Annotated in this window: 15 protein-coding genes; 5 read left to right on the top strand and 10 right to left on the bottom strand. The window is 72.6% G+C overall.

Annotated features, from left to right (window positions below; all coding sequences use genetic code 11):
- Nucleotides 1-290 precede the first annotated feature (290 nt).
- From VFO68_RS23555 to VFO68_RS23545, 3 genes are all read left to right on the top strand, one after another.
- Nucleotides 291-1,394 (top strand): folate-binding protein, encoded by a 1,104-nt coding sequence (locus VFO68_RS23555; RefSeq protein ID WP_325160540.1) that lies wholly within the window; start codon nucleotides 291-293, stop codon nucleotides 1,392-1,394.
- 16 nt (nucleotides 1,395-1,410) lie between these two features.
- Nucleotides 1,411-2,244: a 3-keto-5-aminohexanoate cleavage protein gene (locus VFO68_RS23550; RefSeq protein ID WP_325160539.1), complete on the top strand. Its 834-nt coding sequence runs from the start codon at nucleotides 1,411-1,413 to the stop codon at nucleotides 2,242-2,244.
- A gap of 67 nt (nucleotides 2,245-2,311) precedes the next feature.
- Nucleotides 2,312-2,884, top strand: coding sequence for an aerial mycelium formation protein (locus VFO68_RS23545; protein WP_325160538.1), 573 nt, complete (start codon nucleotides 2,312-2,314; stop codon nucleotides 2,882-2,884).
- Nucleotides 2,885-3,041: 157 nt separating this feature from the next.
- On the opposite strand, the gene VFO68_RS23540 is transcribed toward VFO68_RS23545, so the two are convergent.
- Entirely contained in the window at nucleotides 3,042-3,932 is an 891-nt protein-coding gene (locus VFO68_RS23540; RefSeq protein WP_325160537.1) for a hypothetical protein, read from the bottom strand.
- Between the two features lie 182 nt (nucleotides 3,933-4,114).
- Here VFO68_RS23540 and VFO68_RS23535 point away from each other — a divergent pair, with 182 nt between their 5' ends.
- A complete protein-coding gene (locus VFO68_RS23535; RefSeq protein ID WP_325160536.1) occupies nucleotides 4,115-4,285 on the top strand; it encodes a DUF3073 domain-containing protein in 171 nt (56 codons plus the stop codon).
- Nucleotides 4,286-4,302: 17 nt separating this feature from the next.
- On the opposite strand, the gene iolD is transcribed toward VFO68_RS23535, so the two are convergent.
- Genes iolD through VFO68_RS23490 form a run of 9 tightly spaced genes read right to left on the bottom strand, consistent with a single transcriptional unit; the run spans nucleotide 4,303 to nucleotide 13,682 of the window.
- Nucleotides 4,303-6,177, bottom strand: a complete 1,875-nt coding sequence (gene iolD, locus VFO68_RS23530) for a 3D-(3,5/4)-trihydroxycyclohexane-1,2-dione acylhydrolase (decyclizing) (RefSeq protein WP_325160542.1) — start codon at nucleotides 6,175-6,177, stop codon at nucleotides 4,303-4,305.
- A 5-nt stretch (nucleotides 6,178-6,182) separates the two neighbouring features.
- Nucleotides 6,183-7,109, bottom strand: coding sequence for a 5-deoxy-glucuronate isomerase (gene iolB / locus VFO68_RS23525; RefSeq protein WP_325160535.1), 927 nt, complete (start codon nucleotides 7,107-7,109; stop codon nucleotides 6,183-6,185).
- Nucleotides 7,106-8,011, bottom strand: coding sequence for a Cgl0159 family (beta/alpha)8-fold protein (locus tag VFO68_RS23520; protein ID WP_325160534.1), 906 nt, complete (start codon nucleotides 8,009-8,011; stop codon nucleotides 7,106-7,108). The genes iolB and VFO68_RS23520 overlap by 4 nt, the downstream gene beginning before the upstream one ends.
- Complete coding sequence (iolC, locus tag VFO68_RS23515; RefSeq protein ID WP_325160533.1) at nucleotides 8,008-8,940, bottom strand: 5-dehydro-2-deoxygluconokinase; 933 nt, start codon at nucleotides 8,938-8,940, stop codon at nucleotides 8,008-8,010. The genes VFO68_RS23520 and iolC overlap by 4 nt, the downstream gene beginning before the upstream one ends.
- The gene (locus VFO68_RS23510; RefSeq protein WP_325160541.1) at nucleotides 8,937-9,701 is read right to left on the bottom strand and encodes an ATP-binding cassette domain-containing protein; all 765 of its coding nucleotides are present in this window, start codon (nucleotides 9,699-9,701) and stop codon (nucleotides 8,937-8,939) included. Before VFO68_RS23510 ends, iolC begins: the two co-directional genes overlap by 4 nt.
- Before the next feature lie 8 nt (nucleotides 9,702-9,709).
- Entirely contained in the window at nucleotides 9,710-10,753 is a 1,044-nt protein-coding gene (locus VFO68_RS23505) for an ABC transporter permease (protein ID WP_325160532.1), read from the bottom strand.
- Nucleotides 10,754-11,767, bottom strand: a complete 1,014-nt coding sequence (locus tag VFO68_RS23500; protein ID WP_325160531.1) for a sugar ABC transporter substrate-binding protein — start codon at nucleotides 11,765-11,767, stop codon at nucleotides 10,754-10,756.
- Nucleotides 11,768-11,778: 11 nt separating this feature from the next.
- On the bottom strand, nucleotides 11,779-12,672 hold the full coding sequence (locus tag VFO68_RS23495) for a TIM barrel protein (protein ID WP_325160530.1): 894 nt from the start codon (nucleotides 12,670-12,672) through the stop codon (nucleotides 11,779-11,781).
- On the bottom strand, nucleotides 12,669-13,682 hold the full coding sequence (locus VFO68_RS23490) for a Gfo/Idh/MocA family protein (protein WP_325160529.1): 1,014 nt from the start codon (nucleotides 13,680-13,682) through the stop codon (nucleotides 12,669-12,671). Before VFO68_RS23490 ends, VFO68_RS23495 begins: the two co-directional genes overlap by 4 nt.
- Nucleotides 13,683-13,788: 106 nt before the next feature.
- On the opposite strand from VFO68_RS23490, the gene VFO68_RS23485 reads away from it, so the two are divergent.
- Nucleotides 13,789-14,778 carry a LacI family DNA-binding transcriptional regulator gene (locus tag VFO68_RS23485; RefSeq protein WP_325160528.1) on the top strand — a complete coding sequence of 330 codons (990 nt, stop codon included), beginning with the start codon at nucleotides 13,789-13,791 and terminating at the stop codon, nucleotides 14,776-14,778.
- Nucleotides 14,779-15,134: the final 356 nt, after the last annotated feature.

Below are 15,134 nucleotides of genomic sequence, written 5' to 3'. Positions count from 1 at the left end.
CGAGGAGGTCCCACTGGAGATCATGGACACGCTCGCCGGAACATTGTGCGAGACCTACGGGTTCGTGCTTGATGCCGGCCATCTCGCCCTGTCCGGCACCTGCCGGCAGTGCACGACCCAGGAGTGTTCATGACACCCCTTGCGCCAACCTCGAGGTCGGACCGAGCTACGGGTCTGCCGACCGCACCTCAGGGGACCGTGACGCAAGCCAGCCACAGGCAGGTGGCCAACCGGCACCTCTCCTCGCCCGACGTGACCGCAGCAGTGAATTCCGGGGAGGCGGAACTGCCGTGACCCTTCAGGTACCCGGCGCGGTGGCCGCCCCGGACGGTTCGCCGGACGCGGGCGTGCCGTGGCACTTCGGCGACCCGTTCGCCGAGCAGCGGGCCGCCGCCCGTGCGGTGGCCGTGGTGGACCGCTCGCACCGGCAGGTGCTCGCGGTGACCGGCGAGGACCGGCTGTCCTGGCTGCATCTGGTGATCTCCCAGCACGTCACCGAACTGGCCGACGGCGCCGGCACCGAGGCGCTGGTGCTGGACAGCCAGGGCCGGGTGGAGGCGCACATGGTGCTGGCGCACACCGGCGCGACGGTCTGGCTGGACACCGAGCCGGGGGCGCGGGCCACCAGCGCCCGCGGGGACTCCCAGTCGCTGTTGGAATACCTGGACTCCATGCGGTTCTGGTCCAAAGTGGAGGTTGTCGACGCGACCGCCGAGCGGGCCGTGCTCACCGTGGTCGGACCCGAGGTCCCGGCGCTGCTGGGCGAGCTCGGACTGTCCACGGCGGACGGTCCGTACGCGGTCGGCGGCACCGACGCCGTGCTGCGCAGGATGCCCTGGCCCGGCGCGGCCGCGGCCGACCTGCTGGTGCCGAGGTCCGACCTGTCCGCGTGGTGGGCCCGGTTGACCGGGGCCGGCGCCCGGCCGATGGGCAGTTGGGGGTTCGAGGCGCTGCGGGTCGAGGCGCTGCGGGCCCGGCTGGGTCTGGACACCGACGAGCGCACGATCCCGCACGAGGTCGGCTGGGTCGGGGTCGCCGCGCACGTGGCGAAGGGGTGCTACCGCGGCCAGGAGACCGTGGCCAAGGTGCACAACATCGGCCGCCCGCCACGCAGGATGCTGCTGCTGCACCTGGACGGTTCGGCCGAGGCACTGCCGGAGACCGGCGACCCGGTGTCGCTCGGCGACCGGCCGGTCGGCCGGGTGGGCACCGTTGCCCAGCACCACGAGCTCGGCCCGGTCGCGCTCGCGCTGATCAAACGCTCGGTGCCGGTGGACGCCGAACTGGTGGCGGGCGCCCCGGACCGCACGGCCCAGGCGTCGATCGACCCGGACTCCGTCCCGCCGGACACCCCCGGCCTCGGCCGCGAAGCCGCGCGGCGGCTGCACGGCTGAGCCCTAGGATCGGGCCATGTCAACAGCCGCAACGCTGATCACGGTGGCCCCCACCGGGGCCGAGCATGCCAAGGCCGACGTGCCCAACCTGCCGGTCACGCTGGACGAGCTGGTCGCCACCGCGCGGGACTGCGAGCGGGTCGGCGCCGCCATGATCCACGTGCACATCCGGGGCGCGGACACCCGCCCGACGCTGGACCTGGGACTGCTCAAGGACACCGTGGCCGCGCTGCGCGAGCAGACCGGCCTGGTCGTGCAGCTGTCCACGGGTGGCGCGGTCACCGATCCCGAGTCCGACCGGCTGCGGGTGCTCGACGCCCTGCCCGACTCGGCGTCCTGCACGATGGGCACGGTCAACTTCGGTGACGACGTGTTCCTCAACCGGTGGGAGTTCGTGGTCGAGCTGCACAAGCGGATGCGCGACCGGGGCATCGTGCCGGAGTACGAGATCTTCGACATCGGCCAGTTGGCCAGCCTGCGCCGGCTGCTGGACGAGCACGGCGCGCCGGCCGGCGGGCACGTGCACGTCGATCTGGTCATGGGTGTGCCGGGCGGGATGCCGGGCGACGCCGAGACGCTGGTGGCCGCGCTGCGGGCGATCCCGGACGGCGCCACGTTCTCGGCCACCGGGATCGGGCGGACCAGCCTGCCGGTGATGTTCGCCGCCCTGGCCGCCGGCGGGCACCTGCGGGTCGGGATGGAGGACACCATCTCCTATGCCCGCGGCGAACGGGTCAAGGACAACGCGCAGCTGGTGGCCCGGGCCGCGGGCCTGGCCAGAATCGCCCAGCGCCCGCCGTTGCCGGCCGACGAGGCCCGCAAGATGCTGTGCGTCTCAAACAACAACTAGCCACGTGGGTTGCCCTTTTTCGGTTGCCGGGGTGGCGTGGACCACTGGGTTCCCGGAAGATGTGCCCGTGATCGAAGTCCGTCCTGGTGGGCGCAGGCGTATCGACCGCGTGCTCTCCCCGGACTACATTGCCGACCTCGACCGGCTGGAACTGGCCGAGGTGCGGGCCAGGCGCGACGACGCGGCGCAGGAGGAGACCGACCTGTCCTACCTGCGCCGGCTGCTGCACGGGCGGATCGACATCGTCAGGGCGGAGGTGCGCCGCCGGGCGGAGGGCGGTTCCGAGCCGGTGGTCGACCAGCTCGCCAGAATCCTCGCCGACAACGCGGTCGCCCCGGCCACCGGCTCCGGCCGGCACCAGACCCTGGAACCGTCCCGGGCCGAGGCACACCGCCGGCACATCGAGGCGCTGGTGTCCGACGCCGACCTGTCCGACGTGGCCACCCTCACCGACGATCGGCTCGACCTGGCGCTGCGCACCTATGTCTCCGAGGAGGAGTCGGTCTCCGCCCGCCGCCGGGAGGTCCAGGCCGTGATGGACCACCTCAACGCCGAGATCGGCAGCCGCTACCGCGCCGGCAGCGCCTCCGTCGACGACCTCCTCGCCGCCGAACGCGCCAAACCCCACAACCCCACCTGACCAGCGCACCACGCGAGCGCGCATATGAGGTCCCGACCCCACCAACAGCTACCTCAGGGGACCGTGACGCCACCCAGCCCCAATCCACCTCGGCACCGCACCCTCCCCCGGAACGCACCCACCGCATAAAAATCCGGAGAGGCGGATCAGGGGCGGATCAGTTATAGCGTTCGCGCATGGCTAGGTCGCCCCAGAAGTCGCGGAGCCGCTCGAACCGGGCGGCCACCTCCTCGACGTTCTGCACCTCGAGCGCCTCGATGATCGCGTTGACGTCCTCCGCGGAGGAGTCGGTCACCAGGTCGTCGTCGTCGAGCAGTTGCACCAGTCCGCCGTAGTCCAGTTCGACCGCCGACTGGTCGTGGAAGTGGTCCAACCACCGCCCGGTGTCCTGCAACACCTTGGTCGGTCCCTGCTCGCCGAAGGTCTGCACGGCCAGCGTGTGCGCCCGGGCCACCCGGCGCCGCGCGTCGGCCATGGCGACTCGCCAGCACACCTGCCGGCGCGGGTCGGTGCGGGTGGCCAGCACCACGTGCCGGTGGTCCGGGTCGACCAGCGCGAACCAGGGCAGCGGCACGGTCCAGGTGGTCGAGACCACGTGCACCGCGCCGCTGGGGAGGTCGGCCAGCACCGAGGCGGCCCGCTCCCGGACCGCGTCCAGCGACTGGGTCAGCGCGGCGCCGCGCAGCGCCGACGAGGCGGTGGAGAGGAACCCGACGAGGGCGGCGGCCGAGCGGGCCCGCAGGTCCAGCGGGCAGATCAGCGGTCCGGGACCGACGGTGGCGTCCTCGGTCGGCACTTCCGCCGGGTCCAGCACCAGCAGGTCCCGCTGGGCGCTGGGGGCGGACCGGCCGTCCGGCAACTCCCCTGGCAGCAGCATCGGCGGATTCGCCAGCTGTGACCTCAGCCACAGCAGCCGTTCGCGGTCTGGTGCCGCTGAGTAGTCGAGGTGTCCGGTTTCCAGCGCGTCCTGGAGTAGTCCGGCCAACTGTCCGTCAAACGCCGACAACGGTTCGTACACCCTCAGGTAGGCGACGAACGGACGTGGCACGACACGCATCGTGTCACGGCCGTCCGGACCGTTCGCCGTGGGGCGATCCGTCGATCTCGCCGCTTGGCCGCGTCGCATCGAACCCCGTCGGCACGGTACGGTAGCTACAGGAACCAATTGTCGAGATAAACGGGGCCGCCGATTCCCCCGGCCGCCCCGTCACTGTGCGAGGGGGTCGAGCCATGGGGCGCGGCCGGGCGAAGGCTAAGCAGACGAAGGTAGCCCGAGAGCTCAAATACAGCACTCCCCACACGGACTTCGACGCGCTGCAGCGGGAGCTGTCTGGTGCGCCGTCGGACGACGACCGGGAAGATCAACACGACGAGGACGACTACGACGCCTACCGTCGTTGATTCGTCCTGAATCACATCTAGTGCGCCAAGAACCGCACTTGCCCAGCTTTTGCCTGGTCAAGTGCGGCTCTGGCGTCTGTGACGGCTGAGCGCTCGGCGGTCTGGGGCACACCGACCTCCCACCAGGCGCCGGCGTCGGTCCAGGCGGCGGGCCGGGTGCGCACCACGACCACGGCCGGACGGCCGGTGCGGGCGTGCTCGCGTGCCTCGGCGTAGCACTCGCGCAGGTCCGCGAGCCCGTCGGCGGGGAGCACCGTGCAGCCCAGCGCGGTGGCGTGTGCGGCGAAGTCCACTCTGGGCGGCTGCGCGTGGGCCGTGCGGCAGTCCGGGTACATGTTGTTGAACGCGGCGCCGCCCTGTCCGCGCTGGAGCCGGTCGATCACCGCGTACCCGTCGTTGTCGCAGACCACGGCCACGAAGCCGTGCCCGGCGAAGGCGGCGGAGAACAGTTCGGCGTTGAGCATCAGGTAGGAGCCGTCACCCAGCAGCGTGGTCACTACGCCACCCGGATGGGTGGCCGCGCGGGTGAGCGCCGCGCCCCAGGCGCCGGCCACCTCGTAGCCCATGCAGGAGAACCCGTACTCGACGTCCATGGTCGGCTCGCCGACCCGGCCGGTGCCGCGCCAGCCGCCGATCAGCTCGCCGGGCAGGCCGCCGGCCGCGGTCAGCACGTAGTCGTCCGGCCCGCTCGCCTCGTTCACCGCGCCCACCACCTGGGCGTAGGTCGGCAGGCCCGGATCCGGCGCGCGCAGGCCGTCGATGTAGGCGTCCCAGCCGGCCCGCTCGGTGGCCGCCCGCGCGGTCCAGTCCGGTTCGATCACCCAGTCACCGAGCAGCCCGGCGAGCCCCGCGAGGCCCGCGCGGGCGTCGCCGGTCACGGCCAGCGCGCCGTGCTTGACCGCGTCGAACCGGGCCGCGTTCACCGTCACCAGCCGCAGGCCGGGATCGAACAGCGACCAGGAGGCCGTGGTGAAGTCCTGCAGCCGGGTGCCCACCGCAAGCACCAGGTCGGCCGCGGCGGCCAGCGCGTTCGCCGACGCCGAGCCGGTGATGCCGAGCGGGCCGGCGTGCAGCGGGTGGTCGTGCGGCACCAGGGTGCGGCCGGCCGTGGTCTCGGTCACCGGCAGCCCGTGCCGCTCGGCGAGATCGACCGCCGCCCGGGCCGCGCCCGAGTAGCGCACGCCGCCGCCGAGCACCAGCAGCGGGCGGCGGGCGACCCGGATCGCCGCGGCCGCCTCGGCCAGTTCGCGCTCGTCCGGCCGGAGCCGGGGCACCCGGTGCACGACCGGCTCGAACAGCGCGGCCGGGAAGTCGAACGCCTCGGCCTGCACGTCCTGGGGAAGCGCGAGGGTGACCGGGCCGCAGTCGGCCGGGTCGGTGAGCACCCGGGCCACCTGCGGAAGGGTGGCGAGCAGTTGCTCGGGCCGGGTGATCCGGTCGAAGTACCGGCTGACCGCGCGGAACGCGTCGTTGACCGTCCGGGTCGGGTCGTCGAAGTGCTCGACCTGTTGCAGCACCGGGTCCGGCGCCCGGCTGACGAACGTGTCGCCGGGCAGGAGCAGCAGCGGCAGCCGGTTCGCGTGCGCCACCCCGGCCGCGGTGACCATGTTCAGCGCGCCCGGCCCGATCGAGGAGGTGGCCACGCCCACCTGCCGGCGTGCGGTCGCCTTGGCCAGCCCGACCGCCGCCAGCGCCATGCCCTGCTCGCTGTGCCCGCGCCAGACCGGCAGCGCGTCCCGGTGCTCCTCGAGCGCGGTGCCCAGGCCCAGCACGTTGCCGTGCCCGAAGATCGCGAACACGGCCGGGAACAGCGGCACCTCGGCGCCGTCCAGCAGTTCGCCGCGCTGGGCCACCAGCCAGCGCACCAGAGCCTGCGAGGTGGTGAGCCTCAGTGTCATCACCCGCCTCCTCCGCCGCGGTGTCCCGGTTGGACCGGGGAGCGACCGCTGGTCGACCGCCGGACTTCTCGGATTCCTTCTTGAGTGGTCACCGGGCAGCGCGGGTCGGGCGCCTGGCCGGCCCAGGAGTCCCGCACCCAGGTGTGGGCCGGGTCGTCGCAGAACGCCATCGACCGGGTCTCGCCCGGCCCGGCCAGCACGTTGAGGTAGTACATCGGGTAGCCGGGCGCCGCCACGCACGGCCCGTGGTAGCCGCGCGGGATCAGGAACACGTCGCCGTCGCGCACCACGACGTTCTCGTCGATGTCGCCGTCATCGGTGTAGGTGCGGTGGAAACCGAACCCGTTCTCGCCGCCGATCCGGAAGTAGTAGATCTCCTCGTTGACCACCGGGCAGGTCTCGTCGTGTTTGTGCGGCGGGTAGGACGACCAGTTGCCGTCCGGGGTGATCAGCTCGCAGGCGCTGAGCCGGTCGGCGTGCTCCCACACGCCGGGCACCCCGAAGTTGGTGACCTGCCGGGTGGCGTTGCCGGCGCCGCGCACCTCGACCGGAACCTGCTCGGCCGGTCCGTAGCGCGGGGCGAGCCGGCGGGTGCACCGGGCCATCGGCAGGGCCAGCTCACATCCGTCCACACTGGACAGCTCGACGTCGGCATCCCGTGGCACGTAGGCGAAGTCGGTGACCCGGCTGAACACCGACGCGCGCCCGTCGAGCGCGAACCGCGTCCCGTCCACCTCGACGGTCACCGCGCCGGACAGCGGCAGCACGAACGCCTCGAACTCGCCGGTGGCCAGCGCACGGCGCTCGCCCGGGGCCAGCGCCAGCACGCGCAGGCCGGTGTGGTTCCAGCCGGCGTCGTCCGGGCCGAGCCGGACCGGGTCGGCGCCGTCGGCCAGGGTGCCGCGGGGCCGGTGCAGGAGGCTCATGACGGGGGTCCGCTCGCCGTGGTCCAGAGCACCCGGCCGGCCGCCTCCACCGCCGCGGCGACGTCCCCATGGGAGGGATACAACAGGGTCCGGCCGACCACCAGGCCGCGGACCACCGGGTGGGCCAGCGCGCCGGCCCAGGCGGCCATGTCGTCGGCGACCTTTCCGGACGGCGGGCCGCCGAGCACCAGCACCGGCAGCGTGGTGGCGTCCAGGACCGAGGGATCGGCCGGGGCCGGCAGCTTGAGCCAGGTGTGCGCGGAGGTCGCGCCCAGCCCGGAGGCCACGGTCACCGCCCGGGCCAGCGCGACCGGGTCGGGGTCCGGCACCAGTTGCCCCGCCGGGTCGCGCCGGTAGGGCAGCGGCTCGACCATCGCCATCAGCCCGCGCCGGGCCAGCGCGGACACCGCCCGGGCGCACGACTCCAGCGTGGGCACCGTGCCGGCGTCGGAGTCCACCAGGCGCAGCAACATCTTCCCGCCGTCCAGCCCGCCGTCCACAATGGACTCGACGTCGAAGGCGGTGAACCGGTCGTCGATCTCCCACTCGGCGCCGGCCAGCCCGCCCCGGTTCATCGAGCCGATCACCACCTTGTTGTGCAACCCGTTGACCAGCAGCAGTTCCTCGATCACGTCCGGGGTGGCGAGCACCCCGTCGACGTCCGGATCGGCCAGCGCCACCAGCAGCCGGCCCAGCAGTTCGCGCCGGTTGGCCATGGCCGTCGGCCGGTCGCCGATGCCCAGCGCACCCCGGGCCGGGTGGTCCGCGGCCACCAGGAACAGCGTGCCGCGCCGGTCCAGCAGCCGCTCCCGACGGACCCGGTTGGCATAGGCCCGGCGCACCGCGTCCGGGTCGGTCGCCCGGGTGTACAGCAGTTCGGCCCAGTCCGCGTCGGTGATCACACCAGCAGCTCCTCGATCTCCTCGGGTCCGGGCATGGCGTCGGCACAGGCCAGCCGGCCGGCCACGATCGCCCCGGCGGCGGCCGCGTAGCGGGCGATCCGCGCCGGTTCCCAGCCGGACAGCAGGCCGTGCACCAGGGCGCCGCCGAACGCGTCCCCGGCGCCCAGACCGCACACCACCTCGACCGGCGCGGGCGGGATCGTCCAACTGCCCTCCGGGGTGGCGACCAGCACGCCGTCCGCGCCCTGCTTCACCACCGCGAGCGACACGCCCCTGGCCAGCATCGCCTCGGCCGCGGCGGCCGGATCCGCCGTGCCCACCGCCACCTCGACCTCGGCCCGGTTGCCGACCGCCACCGTGACATGGTCCAGCATCCAGCCGATCTCCCGCCGCGCGGTGTCCACACCGGACCAGAACATCGGGCGGTAGTCCAGGTCCAGCACGGTGTGCGTGCGCCGCCCGCGAGCCACCAGGATCTCCCGCTGGGTGGCGCGGGCCGGCTCGGTGGACACCCCGGTCCCGGTCACCCACAGCACCGGCACCTCGGCCACCACGGGCCACGGCACGTCGGCCGGGGCGAGCGTCAGGTCCGGCGCCACCGGCAGCCGGTAGAACAGCAGCGGCGGGTCCTCCGGCGGATCCAGCGCGCAGAACACCACCGGGGTGCGCAGGTCCGGCGCGGTGCCGACGAACTCCGCCGACACCCCGAAGCCGCGCAGCGCGTCCCGGACATAGCCGCCGAACGGGTCCGCGCCCACCTTGGTCAGCACGGCGGCGCGCCGGCCCAGCCGGGCGGCGGCGACCGCCACATTGGTCGCCGTCCCGCCCAGCGACTTGGCGAACGTGCGGACCCGCTCAAGCGGCACGCCGGTCTGTTCGGGATAGAGGTCCACCCCGACCCGGCCGACGGTCAGCAGGTCAAGGCTCATTGACCTGCCCGCAGCTCGTGTTCCAACGCCTCCAACTCGGCGCCGCCGGCCATCTGCCGGGTCAACTCGGCCAGCGTGATGTCGGCCTTGTCGTGGCAGCCGAGGCTGCGGCCCCGGTTGAGCAGCAGGAACCGGTCGCCGACCGGGTAGGCGTGATGCGGGTTGTGCGTGATCAGCACGACGCCGAGCCCACGGTCCCGGGCCTGGGCCACGTAACGCAGCACCACCCCGGCCTGCTTGACGCCCAGCGCCGCGGTCGGCTCGTCCAGGATCAGCACCTTCGCCCCGAAGTGCACGGCCCGGGCGATGGCCACGCACTGCCGCTCACCGCCGGACAGCGTGCCCACCGGCTGTTCCACGTCCCGCAGGTCGATCCCCATCTCGGCGAGCGCCCGCTTGGTCACCTGCCGGCCGGTGCGCCGGTCCAGCATCCGCAGCGGCCCGAACCCGACCGTGGGCTCCGAGCCCAGGAAGAAGTTGCGCCACACGCTCATCAGCGGAACCACCGCGAGGTCCTGGTACACGGTGGCGATGCCGGCGGCGAGCGCGTCGCGCGGCGAGTCGAACCGCACCGGCGTGCCCTCGACCAGAAACTCGCCGGTGTCGTGCTGGTGCACCCCGGCCAGGATCTTGATCAGGGTGGACTTCCCGGCGCCGTTGTCGCCCAGCACGCAGATGACCTCGCCCGCGTCGACCACGGCGGACACCTCGCGCAACGCGATCACGCTGCCGTAGGACTTGCCGACGTCCCGGACCTCCATCAGCGCGGTCACCGGACCCGCTCCGCCCTGCGCCGAAACGCGTTGTTGACCAGCACCGCGGACAGCAGCATCACCCCGAGGAACAGCATGAACCAGTCGCTGTCCCACTGCGCGTAGACGATCCCCTGCCGGGCCATGCCGAAGATCAGCGCGCCGATCGCGGCGCCCACCGCCGAGCCGAAGCCGCCGGTGAGCAGGCAGCCGCCGATCACCGCGGCGATGATGTACTGGAACTCCAGGCCGATGCCCTGGTTGGCCTGCACGCTGGCGAACCGCAGGATGTTGATCGAGCCGACCAGCCAGGCCGCCACCGCCGTGCCCATGAACAACAGGATCTTGGTGCGCCCCAACGGAACCCCGACGGCGCGGGCACTCGGCGCGGACCCGCCCACCGCGAAGATCCAGTTGCCGAACCGGGTTCTGGTCAGCAGCCAGGCCGCGGCCGCGGTGACCGCGACCCACCACAGGATCGACACCGGGAACGCGGTGCCGCCGATGTCGATCGTGGAGGCGAACACGCTGCCGGCGGACTCGTAGCCGTCGGTCCGGCGCATCCCGCTGACCTGCACGCTGCCGGTGACCAGCCGGGTGACGCCGAGGTTGAGCCCTTGCAGGGCAAGGAAGGTGCCCAGCGTGACGATGAAGCTGGGCAGTCCGGTGCGCAGCACCATCCAGCCGTTGAACGCGCCGACGGCCAGCGCGAACACCAGCGACACCAGCAGCGCCAGCCACACGTTCCAGCCGGCCTGGGTGGCGAGCAGCGCGGTGACCAGCGCGGTGGACGCGGTCATCACCCCGGCCGAGAGGTCGAACTCGCCGCCGATCATGAGCAGCGCCACCGCGACGGCCATGATGCCGAGCGTGGAGGCGTCGTCCAGCCAGGTGGCGACGCCTCCGACGCTCAGGAACTGCTCGGTCACCACCGAGAAGAACACGAACACCAGCACCGCCCCGAGCAGCGCGCCCACCTCCGGCCGGACCACCAGACGGTCCAGGATCCGGGTGCTGGCGAGCCGTTCGTCCGGCCGGGCCACGGTCTCGGTGGTGGTCATCTAGCGGGTTCCGCGCTGCGCGTACTCGGCCACCTTGTCCACATTGGACTTGTCGACGAACCCCGGGCCGGTCAGCACCGGGCTGCCGCCGCCGACGGTGTTGGCGTTGTCCACGAAGAGCTTGATCATCACGACCGGCAGGTAACCCTGCTCGTACTGCTGCTGGTCGACGGCGAACAAGATGTCGCCGGCCTTGATCGCCGCGGCCACGTCGCCGTTGAGGTCGAAGGTGGCGATCTGCGCCTTGCCGCCCGCGCCCTTGGCCGCGTTCACGGCCAGCACGCCGACCTGCGGGTTGAGCGAGAGCACCGCGTCGATCGAGGCGTCGGCCTGCAGCGCGCCCTTGATCCGGGACTCGACGTCGGCCGGGTTGTTCAGGTCCACCTGCAGGGTCTGCACCGCGCCGAAGCCGCGCTTGGCCCCGTCGCAGCGCTCGGTCAGCCCGATGTTGCCCGCCTCGTGGATCACGCACAGCAGCTTGGTCTTGCCGGCCTCCTTGAGCTTCGCGCCGGCCTGCTCGCCCGCGATCGACTCCTCCTGGCCGACGTGCGACATGGCGCCGAACTGCTTGCTCTTGGCGCTGCCCGAGTTGATCGTGATCACCGGGATGCCGGCCTTGACCGCGTTCTGGATGGCGGTCTGTAACGCGTCCGGGTTGGCCATCGAGACCACCAGGCCGCCGACCTTCTGCGCGACCGCGTTGTCGATCAGTTTGGCCTGGGCGCCGGGATCCCCGTCGGAGCTGTAGTTGACGGTCACGCCGAGGTCCTTGCCGGCCGCCTCGGCGCCGTTCTTCACCACGCTCCAGAACGCGTCGCCGGAGCCGCCATGGGTGATCACGGCGATCTTCAGGTCACCGGCGGCCGGCGCGGGCGCGCCGCCGCTCTGCTGGTTGGCCTGCGGCTGCTCGCCGGACGGCCCGCTGCACGCGGCGAGCAGGACCGCGGCAGCCGAGGCGACGCCGAGCAGGAACCCGCGACGCCGGGTCCGCGCGAACGACAGGGTGTGGGACATCGTTGTCTCTCCTAGCGGGCGTGGATCGAACTCACAAAGGTGTTGAGGTGCGCGAGACTGCGCGCCGTGTCGCGCCGCGGACGGTCGTCCCCGGCGGTGGAATCCCTGGGCAGCATGGCGTCCTGCTCGAGGACGTACCAGCCGTCGTAGCCCGCCTCGGCCAGCAGGCGGAGCAGCGCGGCCACGTTGACGTCCCCGTCCCCCAGCGGCACGTACATGCCGCTGCCGACGCCGTGCGTGTAGCTGATCTGGCCGCCGCGCACCACGTCGGCGATGGCGGCGCGGACATCCTTGAGGTGCACGTGGCCGATCCGGGCCGGGTGCCGGCGGGCCAGGTCCACCGGGTCGGTGCCGCCGACCAGCAGGTGCCCGGTGTCCAGGCAGAGCGGCAGGTCGGAGTCGGCGAGGAACCGCTCCACCTCCGGTCCGGTCTCCACGTGCGTGCCGACGTGCGGGTGCAGGACGGTGCGCAACCCCTTGCCGGCGGCCAGGTCCCGAATCCTGGCGGCGGTGCCGAGCAGCGTCGCCCACTGCTGGGCGGACAACTGCGGCCGGGTGTCGTAGCCGTGCAGCCCGGTGGCGGCGGCCAGCACCAGCACCTCGGCGCCGAGCCCGGCCAGCAGGTCGACCACCTCGGCCGCATCGTCCATTGTGGACCACTGCTGGTCGCGGTCGTGCAGCACGACGGCGAGGAACCCGCCAACCAGCCGCAGGCCGTGCCGGTCCAACAGCGCCCGGCAGGCTGCGGGCTCCTCGGGCAGGTAGCCGGGCGGGCCGAGCTCGGTCGCGGTCAGGCCGAGCGCGGCCATCTCGCCGAGCACCGTGTCCACGTCGAGGATCCGGCCCCAGCCGGGCACCTCGCAGACGCCCCAGGAGATCGGCGCCCCCGCGACCTTCACGCTCATACCGCCACTCCCATCGACTGATCCAGCCGGACCGGCACACCCGAGCGCCGGGACCGCTCGCAGGCCTCGGCCAGCCGCAGGCTGACCACGCTGTCCCGGACCGGCGACGGGTTGTCCGCCCGGCCGGCGACCACTTCGACGAACGTCGCCATCTCACCCTGGTAGGCGCGGCGGAACCGCTCGCCGAAGCCCGGGTAGGCGTCCTTCCCGGCCGCCGGCCCGCCGGGCTCCAGCGAGGTCAGCGGGGTGCGCGCGTCCAGCCCGACGGCCAGCGAGTCCCGGCTGCCCAGCACCTCCAGGCGGTGGTCGTAGCCGAGCGGGTCGTGCCGTCCGGCGACCAGCACGGCGTGCGCACCGCCGGCGAACCGCAGCACCACGACCGCGTTGTCCACGTCGTCGGCGTCGGCGAAAGCCTTGTCCACCAACACCGAGCCGGACGCGTAGACCTCGACCACCGGCTCGCCGACCAGCCACGGCACCGCGTCCAGGTCGTGGATGAGCAGGTCGCGGAAGATCCCGCCGGAGGCCGGCAGGTAGCCGAGGTCCGGCGGGGTGGCGTCGTTGCCGACCGCCCGCACCTGGTAGATCGTGCCCAGTTCGCCGGCCTGGATGCGGCGGCGCAGCTCGGCGACGGCGGGGTCGAACCGGCGCTGGAACCCGACCAGCACCGGCACGCCGGAGGCCTCCACCTCGGCCACCAGCCCGGCCAGCGCGGAAAGATCGTCGGCGACCGGTTTCTCGCACAGCGCCGGCACCCGGGCCGCCAGGCAGCGCCGGACCAGGCCGGCGTGGGTGTTGGTCGGGGTGGCCACCAGGACGCCGTCGCTGGCCTCGATCAGGTCATCGAGGTCGGCGACCGGGGTGGCGCGGGAGCCGAGCGCGGCCGCGGCGCTCTCGGCGCGGCCGGGCACCGGGTCGAACAGCAGGACCTCGTCCACGGCGGGCAGGGTGACCAGGTTGGCGGCGTGCATGGTGCCGATCCGTCCCACCCCGGCGATCCCGATCCGCATGTTGCACGTCCTTCTTGACTTGCCCGGGGTTAGAGCGCTCTACTTTGTTGGAGCGCTCCAATCCTGATCGTCGGCGATATCGCTGTCAAGGCCCTGGCGAGGTGCGATGGACCAGCCCACCATGGAGGATGTCGCGGCCCGTGCCGGGGTTTCCCGCGCCCTGGTGTCGCTGGTGATGCGCGGTTCACCGAAGGTGAGCGAGCATCGCCGGGCGGCCGTGCTGCGCGCCGCCGACGAGTTGGGCTACTCGCCGCACGCCATGGCCAGGTCGCTGGCCAGCCGCACCTCGCACTTCCTCGGCGTGATGGTTTCCGATCTGCACAACGCGTTCTGGGCCGAGATCGTCGACGGGCTGGACGCCTGCGCCCGGGACCAGGGCTTCGAGCTAGTGATCAACACCGGTGGGCGCCGGGCCGGCCGGGAACGCCAGGCGCTGGCCAGCCTGCTGTCGTTCCGCCCGGCCGGCATCGCCCTGCTCGGTCCGGTGGTGCCCGCCACCGCGATCGCGGTGGCCGGCGCCCAGGCGCCGCTGGTGCTGGTGTCCCGATCCTGCCGGCTGTCCACTGTGGACACTGTGAACGACGACGGCCAGATCGGCTCCGGTCTCGCGGTCGATCATCTGGTTTCCCTCGGCCACACCGACATCGTGCACATCGACGGTGGCGGCGGCTCCCAGGCCGCGCCGCGCCGGACCGGCTACCTGGCCGCCATGCGCCGGCACGGCCTGAACCCGCGGGTGATCCGCAGCGAGTACACCGACACCGCGGGCGCCAAGGCGATCCGGGAGATCCTGGACGACCACATCCCGACCGCGATCGTCGCCGCCAACGACTTCAACGCCATCGGCGCCATCTCCGCGCTGGAGGAGGCCGGCCTGCGGGTGCCGGCCGACGTGTCGGTGGTCGGCTACGACAACACCAACCTCGCGGCGCTGCGGCACGTCTCGCTCACCACCGTCGACCAGCCCCGCACCGAGATGGGCCGACTGGCCGCCGAGGCACTCCTGCAACGCGTCCGCGGCGAACGCGAGCACCCCGTCCGGCACCTGCTCCGCCCCTCGCTGATCGTCCGCTCCACCACCGCCCCGCCGCGCTGAGAATGCCATTCACCCCCACTCGGGCTATTGGCCCGAATCCATATTCAGCCATACCCTCGAAGCGCCAGTTCCCCGCCGAGATTCCCCGGAGTGTCCCCATGAATTCATGCGGTTGCTGCTCGTCCTGTTCCGGTCCCGGCTGCGGCTGCTGCGGTAGTTGCAAGTAGCTCGGCGCCACAAAAATGGCGTCGATAGCCATTTCTGATCATCGCAGGAATGGCGCAGATCAACACGCGAAAAGGCCTGCCCGCCGGTATCCCCGGCGGGCAGGTGTTGCTCAGTCCTCCGGGCCGGCGCGACGGTTGCGTTTGGTGGTGGCGCGGCGGTGTTTGGCGGCCAGCCGGCGTTCCCGCGAG

Source organism: Actinophytocola sp. (genome assembly GCF_035712165.1).
In the GTDB taxonomy this organism is placed as follows: Bacteria; Actinomycetota; Actinomycetes; order Mycobacteriales; family Pseudonocardiaceae; genus DASYTH01.
The sequence above is the reverse complement of the archived record's forward strand: the minus strand, read 5'-3'. Positions and strand labels throughout refer to the sequence as shown.

Bases quoted from the DNA above. Each gene is read 5' to 3' on its own strand.
- VFO68_RS23500 (WP_325160531.1), bottom strand. From the start codon at position 11,767: ATGTCCCACACCCTGTCGTTCGCGCGGACCCGGCGTCGCGGGTTCCTG.
- VFO68_RS23510 (WP_325160541.1), bottom strand. From the start codon at position 9,701: ATGGAGGTCCGGGACGTCGGCAAGTCCTACGGCAGCGTGATCGCGTTG.
- iolB (WP_325160535.1), bottom strand. From the start codon at position 7,109: ATGAGCCTCCTGCACCGGCCCCGCGGCACCCTGGCCGACGGCGCCGAC.
- iolC (WP_325160533.1), bottom strand. From the start codon at position 8,940: ATGAGCCTTGACCTGCTGACCGTCGGCCGGGTCGGGGTGGACCTCTAT.
- VFO68_RS23505 (WP_325160532.1), bottom strand. From the start codon at position 10,753: ATGACCACCACCGAGACCGTGGCCCGGCCGGACGAACGGCTCGCCAGC.
- VFO68_RS23495 (WP_325160530.1), bottom strand. From the start codon at position 12,672: ATGAGCGTGAAGGTCGCGGGGGCGCCGATCTCCTGGGGCGTCTGCGAG.
- VFO68_RS23490 (WP_325160529.1), bottom strand. From the start codon at position 13,682: ATGCGGATCGGGATCGCCGGGGTGGGACGGATCGGCACCATGCACGCC.
- VFO68_RS23485 (WP_325160528.1), top strand. From the start codon at position 13,789: ATGGACCAGCCCACCATGGAGGATGTCGCGGCCCGTGCCGGGGTTTCC.
- VFO68_RS23535 (WP_325160536.1), top strand. From the start codon at position 4,115: ATGGGGCGCGGCCGGGCGAAGGCTAAGCAGACGAAGGTAGCCCGAGAG.
- VFO68_RS23550 (WP_325160539.1), top strand. From the start codon at position 1,411: ATGTCAACAGCCGCAACGCTGATCACGGTGGCCCCCACCGGGGCCGAG.